This is a genomic window from Mesorhizobium sp. M1406 (assembly GCF_040317555.1).
Classification (GTDB): domain Bacteria; phylum Pseudomonadota; class Alphaproteobacteria; order Rhizobiales; family Rhizobiaceae; genus Mesorhizobium.
This window is the reverse complement of sequence record NZ_JAMYKW010000125.1, coordinates 1-6,818: the sequence shown is the minus strand read 5'-3', so window position 1 is coordinate 6,818 and position 6,818 is coordinate 1. Positions and strand designations below refer to the sequence as shown.

Below are 6,818 nucleotides of genomic sequence, written 5' to 3'. Positions count from 1 at the left end.
TCCTTCAACCCTTGTGTCTGCTCCTGATTGCCGTTGACTCGGCTCGCTATGCTCGCCTTTCCCTGCCTTCGGAGCCACTCACTGAGCCCGCGTCGACTGCTAGCGATGACACGGAAAGGTTTCCTCTCTTTCGACGTCGACTCAGGCCCAAGGCTGGCCAACTCCTGATTGAGCAGGCCCTCGATGAGGCGAGCGTCGTCGGCATAAGGCATCAGGGTATTAGGGCGGCCGGACCGCGCTCCAACTCCTCTGACTTCTTCACCGCCAGGCGCGAGCCTCCGGAGATCAGACAGTGCCGTGGCGAGCTTGGAGAGTCGGTCAGCACCGAGTTTTTCCCTGTACTCTTGAAGGTCGTCGTCCATCGATCCGGTTAGATACCGAGAAGCGATGGATGGCCTGTTGAATTTTCGGAGCCACGCAGAAAACTGCCTGAGTTCCGGTGCATTCCGGTTTAGGGAACCGTCCCCCTCGGCCGCGCGCTGCTCGAGGAGATCCTTGTCTTTGGCATAAGGACGAGCGCGAAAAAGGCTTGGGTCGATTCCGGCGCGCCAATCCAGCAGGACCTCCACGGGGGTATTGACACGTCGGTCGCCACGCTCGTTCACAAACTGCTCCGCACGGGCATTCAACGCACCAGGGTCATCAACGAGGCTGGCCACCGTCAAGTTGCTGGGCTGAAGCCAGACGCTGAACCTGCGCAGCGCGGATACCCAGTTCACCACGGTACTGTATGCAGCGACGTCAGGATTCCTTTCCCTGGCGTCGTTCATCACCTTCGTGAGCTGGGAGAAGAGGTGCTCGTCGACGTTCCCGGCGCGCACCCGCTGGATCGCCGCCCCAGCAATGATCGTGTGGTCCTCGTCGGGGACCATCGTGCGGTCCTCGTCGGAGACCATCGTCTGGTCCTCTGCGGCCGGGCGGCCGCGCTTGGCATAATCGGCGCGATACGTCGTCTTGACAACCTCCGGCTGGCGCATCCCGTCCTTCGACGACTTCTTGCCGCTGCTTGGAACGAAGGCCTTCTTCACTGTCTTCAGCAACGATCTCAATCCCCCGCTTTTTTTCGGCGGCGGGGTGATTGCCGGCTCCTCCGAGAAAGAGGAATAAGCCTCCGACGAGGCGGTCGAATGCCTGGACCGCGAGTGGCTCGAGGCTGCGTAAGAGGCGTCTATGCTGTGGCGCGCGCTGCTGATCTGGTTGTCCCGCAGGGAAGGCTGCCGCGGCATCCGCATCGAGCCACCCATGGACGTGCGCCGAATCGCACCACTGTCTGGATCAGCAGCGGAGCCGCCTAGGTTCAACTCGCTCAGCTGCCGCTCCAGGCCCTGTTGTTGCGCACGGTACTGCCGCATGTAATCGTCCGTTGTCCCTCCTATCCCTGTCAAACTCGCGACCCAAGGGTATACGTCGGCGTTGGGATCATTTTGTTCGGGAGCATCGTAGGGCCATGCCCGGCCAGTATTGTCCATAGCGGTCTCTCCGGTCGCGGATCAAGGAAGTGCTCTAGCGCCTATCGGTCGCGCCGCCGTCATGCGCAATTCATATTCAATCATTCGATCGGGACATGGTGATGCTTCCTGTCGGGGGAGGCGTTGGTGCACGGATCTTTTATTGGTGTGGATTTAGGCAAGCGGTAACCGCAATAGCCTTTGTAGCGTAGCCATGAGCCTTGGTGCATGGATCCTTTGTCAACGGTTTGGCGATAGGCAGGCAGGATCGAAATCAGCTTGATGCGAGTGCCATGCCGTACAAACACAACGCAGATCGTCGTCATCACGTGGGAAAGATGAAATTCAGGGTGACGAATTGGCTTGACTACGAAGCAGGTCTGCGCCGGCGTGGTAGCCTGACCTTATGGGTAAGGCCGGAGGCACTTGCGGGATGGCGCGCTCCGCGACGCAAGACCCGCGGCGGCCAAGCCCGGTATTCCGATCTCGCCATTGAGACAGCGCTGACGCTGGGTTGCGTCTTCGCAATGCGGCTGCGCCAGACCGAGGGATTGCTCCACTCGCTGCTGGATCTCATGGGGCTGAAAGTCCCAGTTCCAGATCATACGACGCTGAGCCGTCGGGCACACAAGTGGGAGCCATCAGCCCGACGAAACCCGCCGCTGCCGGACGGCCCGCTGCATGTGCTTGTCGATAGCACGGGATTGAAAGTCTACGGCGCCGGGCAATGGCTGGAGCAGAAACATGCCGCCAGATCACGTCGCAACTGGCGCAAGCTGCATCTGGCAGTGGATGCCAAAAGTGGCGCGATCATTGCCCAAAGGCTGACAGATCAGGACGCGGATGATCCTTCCCAGGTGGCACCGCTGCTCGATCAGATCGACGGCGAGATCGACCAGTTCACAGCCGACGGAGCCTATGACGGCAAGCCAACCTATCGGTCTATCCTGCAGCACAGCGCAACCGCCAACATCGTCATTTCACCGCGTTCCACGGCGGTGGAAAGCGGTGATACCGGACCGCCTGGTCAAAGGGACAAGCACATTGCCGCAATCGCAAGCGACGGTCGGCTGAAATGGCAGGCAGCCACCGGCTACGGCAAGCGGGCGCTGAGCGAAACAGCCATCGGACGATACAAGGGGCTGATCGGACGGCGCCTGCGAGCACGCTCTCTTCCGGCTCAACAGACCGAGGTTGCCATCGGTTGCATCGTTCTCAACCGCATGCTGGCATGGGCACGCCCGGAGTCTATCCGGCGTCAAGTCACGCAGGCATAACCAACTACATTAATGATCGAAATGCGTTCGATTTCATATCCGCGCACCAACGCCCCTCGTGACCCTTGCCGACCATAGCTCGGAATGCGCCAGTTAAGGTCTTAAATCCCGTCCGGCAATCGGCCGCGCTTGAGCAGCTTGGCGCGAGCCTGCTTATAGTATTTCTCAACAGTAGCGGGGTCGACTCCAATTCGTTCACTGATCTGGTCGTAAACTTCCTTTCGCTTCATTCCGCGCTCACGGCGGCGCATCCAATCCAGGATTTCCTGCTCCCGGCCCGTTAGCCCCGAATAGTGAAAATCAGCCGCCAGCTGGTCCTTTTCCGACATCCAGATGGCAAATCCGCTTTGTGAAATATCCTGCAGCACCTCAGCCAAAAGTCCGCGCATCAGTCCGGTCTTGCTCACATATCCAGCCACCCCAAACCGACGACAGTGGTTAGCTTCGGCAACCGAATCTGATCCAGTGATAACTACGTGTGTCGATGAAGGTGATGCATCAACGACCTGCTCGATAACCGAGAGCCTATCACAGAGTGAGATCGGATTTACCCCCGGCAAGCCGGGGTCAATGAGAATGATGTTAAACTCGTGGGACTTCATTAGAGTCTTGGCTATATCTAATGTGGGAGCCCCAAGAAGAACGCTTTCGGTGAGGCAGTCCTTTAGTTCCTGGATCAGCGCCAGGCGCATTAAATCCTGATCTTCAATCACTAAAATCTGTTGCATAATGCGGTCCAATTATGACTGAAGCCCACACCCGCATAACGGGTCTAATGCTAAATATGATCGAGAAAAGCAACCTCAAATAGGGGGGGCCGCCCCCCTATTCCAGGAAACGGAATACGTCCATGGTTGCCGGCAACCTACAACGCGCGGTTGTGGTACACGCGAATCGAGGAATAGAGATCATGGACGAGCTCTCTTGTCGAAATGCCTCACAAGATTGGGGTCGGCCGCACGCAGGTCTGGTAACCCGCGACCACTATGTCGAACGGCGACGAGATCTGAATCTGGCATCCATCGACCTGAATCTGCTGGTGGCATTGGAAGCCCTGCTGGAAACCCGCAACGTCACGCATGCGGGCCTGCGCGTCGGCAAGAGTCAACCAGCGATGAGCCGGGCGTTGGCAATGCTGCGCGGCATTTTCAACGATGATCTCTTGGTTCGAGTCTCAAGGGGCTTCGTCTTGACGTCGCAAGGCGAACGCTTGGCCCTAATGCTGCCGTCGGCGTTGAATGCGATTCGGAAAATGGTGATGGATAGCAGCGTCAACACAGGGGAGCGGCTGTCGAAGGCCACGATCGCCGTGCCCGATCACCAAACGCTGCTCCTGCTGCCGCGGCTCATGCAGCGCGCGCCTCACCTTGAGATTGCCTCCCATTCGCTCTTTAAAGGCACCCTACAAGCGCTTGAAGAAGGCGATATCGATCTGGCCGTTGGGCAGATCGCCGCCGCTCTGCCAGGCTACTTGCGGCGCAGCCTCTATACTGACCACTTCGTGTGCTTGCTGCGCCACGACCACCCGGCACTGGCGCAGGAACGGACAATTGAGAGCGTTATGGCCCTGCGTCACGCCGCCATCAGCTCAGAATCCGGTAGCCAACTCGGGCAAATTTACGACGCTCTGCCAGAGCTAGGATCACCGGACCGCAGGATACGGTTTTCCAACGTGTTAACGGCCGCCACGGTGGCTGCGACTTCCGATATGGCCCTCGTTGTCCCGCACCGGGCGGCTATGCGATTTTCCGCCATGCTACCGCTCACGGCGGTCGACCTACCGATAAAAATGGAGCCCTATGAGGTTGCGCTGATCTGGCACGAGCGTTGGCATCGCGACCCAGAGCATAAATGGCTGCGCGGTGAGATCGCCGCAGCGCTAACTAAAGGAGCAAACTGACCCGGGGGCGCAGCAAATAGATAGCCTGCAGCTACCCAGTCCGAAACCAGACGCCATACTCGAAGCTATGCCTGTTGCAGACGGTATGAACCGGGGTCGGATGCTCGCATCGAGCTGCGACGAGGACCAGCGGGTTCTCCCGAAGTCATACGCTCTGTCGCCTGGACGCATGCGCTGGACGAACCATGAAAATCGTCCTCACGATGCCCCTGTCGAAGACATGCTCGCCGGAAACGACATAGCGGGCGGGTCAATTGCACAGGTTAACGGACTCAATAGTTCCAACCCTGAGACGCGCACCAATAAACCACGGTTGATGCTTCCGAATTGGCGTCGACCGACAGGCCGAATTATTGATTATCAGTTCGATTGCAGGGCCATCAGGTTCGATCAATGAGTATAAAGGGATCCCGATTAAAATTGTCCGTATTTGTTTTGGAACGGCTGCCGCCCTCGTGTGTGCTTGCGCACTGCTCAATTTTGGCCCGGTTCTCGACATTGCAGCCGGTGCCATGATCCTAAAACGGTTCTTCAACTCCACAACTGGCCTCTATGTCGCGCTGGCTATGGCACTCTCACTAGGCTGCTGGTCGTTTGTTCTGTCCGAACACTATCGACAAGAGACCGGCCGATCACTGGGTCAGACCTTTGAAACTTTGCGCATGGCGGAAGAGACCCGGGTGGGCATCGTGCGGATTGCCGGCTGGCTTCGTCTCGCCAGCGAGACCAGAGAACTCGAGCCGGCGTTCGGGCGCCAAATCACATTGATCATCGCCAATATCGACCGACTACTGACGCTCGAACAGTTAAGCCAAAAAGAAATCGATCTTCTGCTCAAGGCCCGGGAAGTCATAAAGACGCAGGTCATGCCAATCGCGCTAATCGGGAGAGGCTATGATGACGCACTCCGGCGCACGGACGAAATTGAGCAGAATATGTCCGAAATCGGTCGTTTGGCAGCTGCTCACCGCATCAGCGTCAAAGAGAAAGCAAAGATCGCGATCGCTGCTACGCGTAACCGCTTCGTTTTCGCACTCGCGCTCGTTATGGTGGTTATTGGCTTCATAATAATAGCGCAACGTGCCGAGTTTTCCATGCGCCGCGATGAATACATTCGGGCTTTTTCGTTGCTGCATGCCCATATGACCCGATCACGCATTGTTGCACTTCGGCTGTTTCTTGGCTATTTGGGGGATCAGACTCCGCCATCGCCCGAGATGTTTAAGGCTGCACAAGACGCGGCGAAGGAACTCGAAGATATTACTAACGGGCTCATGCGGATCGCCAATTCAGGACGAGATCTTCGCACGGAGCCGCTCGGCAAACTTCTTCAAGAGAATCGTAGTGCACTTGACACCCACATTCGATTGGAAATCGACGACAACGCGAAAGAGTTGCAAGTTCCGGCGACCCAAGTTCGCTTGATTGTCGAAGAGCTTGTAAACAACGCTACGAAGGCTGTTCGGGGAAGGCAAGACAAGCAGGTCACGATCGGAGCTCGCCTTCTCAACCGACGCTTCTTGTTCGCGCGCAGGCTTCTCATTAAAATTTCGGATAACGGTGGTGGCATGACCTCGGATATTCGTGACAAAGCCGCAACGCCGTTCTTCTCGACCCAAGGAGGCGCGCACGTTGGCCTCGGTTTGACAGGCTGCATCGAAATGGTGAACGCGATGCGCGGCAGCGTCAGAATCACTTCGACGCCCGGGGTTGGAACTATCGTGCGTATTGTGTTGCCGATTGACACCGGTAGGATGGCAGTCATCTAACCGGCTTTATGCACGGCGCTGGAAGTTTGGCGGCCTGAGGTGGTGATCTGGTCGCCGTTTCGGTTCTTTTTGACGAGCTGGTGGGTGCCGGCGGGATGCGTCGTGGATGGAAAGCGGGGGTTTGCAGGTTGCGGTCGGCGGGTTCGTTTCGGGGCGTTGGCGCCCCGTCGGCTACGTCACGAGCTGCGGGATCCGATCAAGCACGATGCGCAGGATGCGCTGGTCCGGGCAGGAGGTCGGCAGGTGCAGGCGGATCTGGGTTTTCATCTCGACCACGCGCGCGGCGATCTTGATGAGGCGCAGTCGCAGCGTGTCGAATTGGGCGACTGCGAAGCTCGAGGGACTGTCAGGAATTTCGTGTGCGGGCGGGCATAATGGGTAAGAAGGAGTCCCACTATGTCGCGACGCAAAGACCCTGCGATAC

General features: G+C 57.9%; 5 protein-coding genes and 1 pseudogene. 3 read left to right on the top strand and 3 right to left on the bottom strand.

Annotation, left to right across the window (positions count from 1 at the left end; all coding sequences use genetic code 11):
* A pseudogene (locus NKH03_RS34040) lies at nucleotides 1–1,469 on the bottom strand (hypothetical protein); the annotation flags it as partial.
* A gap of 272 nt (nucleotides 1,470–1,741) precedes the next feature.
* On the opposite strand from NKH03_RS34040, the gene NKH03_RS34035 reads away from it, so the two are divergent.
* The gene (locus NKH03_RS34035; protein ID WP_352973221.1) at nucleotides 1,742–2,725 is read left to right on the top strand and encodes an IS5 family transposase; all 984 of its coding nucleotides are present in this window, start codon (nucleotides 1,742–1,744) and stop codon (nucleotides 2,723–2,725) included.
* A gap of 101 nt (nucleotides 2,726–2,826) precedes the next feature.
* On the opposite strand, the gene NKH03_RS34030 is transcribed toward NKH03_RS34035, so the two are convergent.
* Nucleotides 2,827–3,453: a DNA-binding response regulator gene (locus NKH03_RS34030; protein ID WP_352607889.1), complete on the bottom strand. Its 627-nt coding sequence runs from the start codon at nucleotides 3,451–3,453 to the stop codon at nucleotides 2,827–2,829.
* 182 nt (nucleotides 3,454–3,635) lie between these two features.
* On the opposite strand from NKH03_RS34030, the gene NKH03_RS34025 reads away from it, so the two are divergent.
* Together NKH03_RS34025 and NKH03_RS34020 are read left to right on the top strand one after the other, a co-directional pair.
* On the top strand, nucleotides 3,636–4,625 hold the full coding sequence (locus NKH03_RS34025) for a LysR family transcriptional regulator (protein WP_352607891.1): 990 nt from the start codon (nucleotides 3,636–3,638) through the stop codon (nucleotides 4,623–4,625).
* Nucleotides 4,626–4,978: 353 nt separating this feature from the next.
* Entirely contained in the window at nucleotides 4,979–6,394 is a 1,416-nt protein-coding gene (locus tag NKH03_RS34020) for a sensor histidine kinase (RefSeq protein ID WP_352607893.1), read from the top strand.
* Nucleotides 6,395–6,565: 171 nt separating this feature from the next.
* Here NKH03_RS34020 and NKH03_RS34015 read toward each other — a convergent pair.
* The coding region (locus tag NKH03_RS34015) for a transposase (RefSeq protein WP_352973220.1) at nucleotides 6,566–6,818 on the bottom strand (253 nt) is incomplete at its 5' end.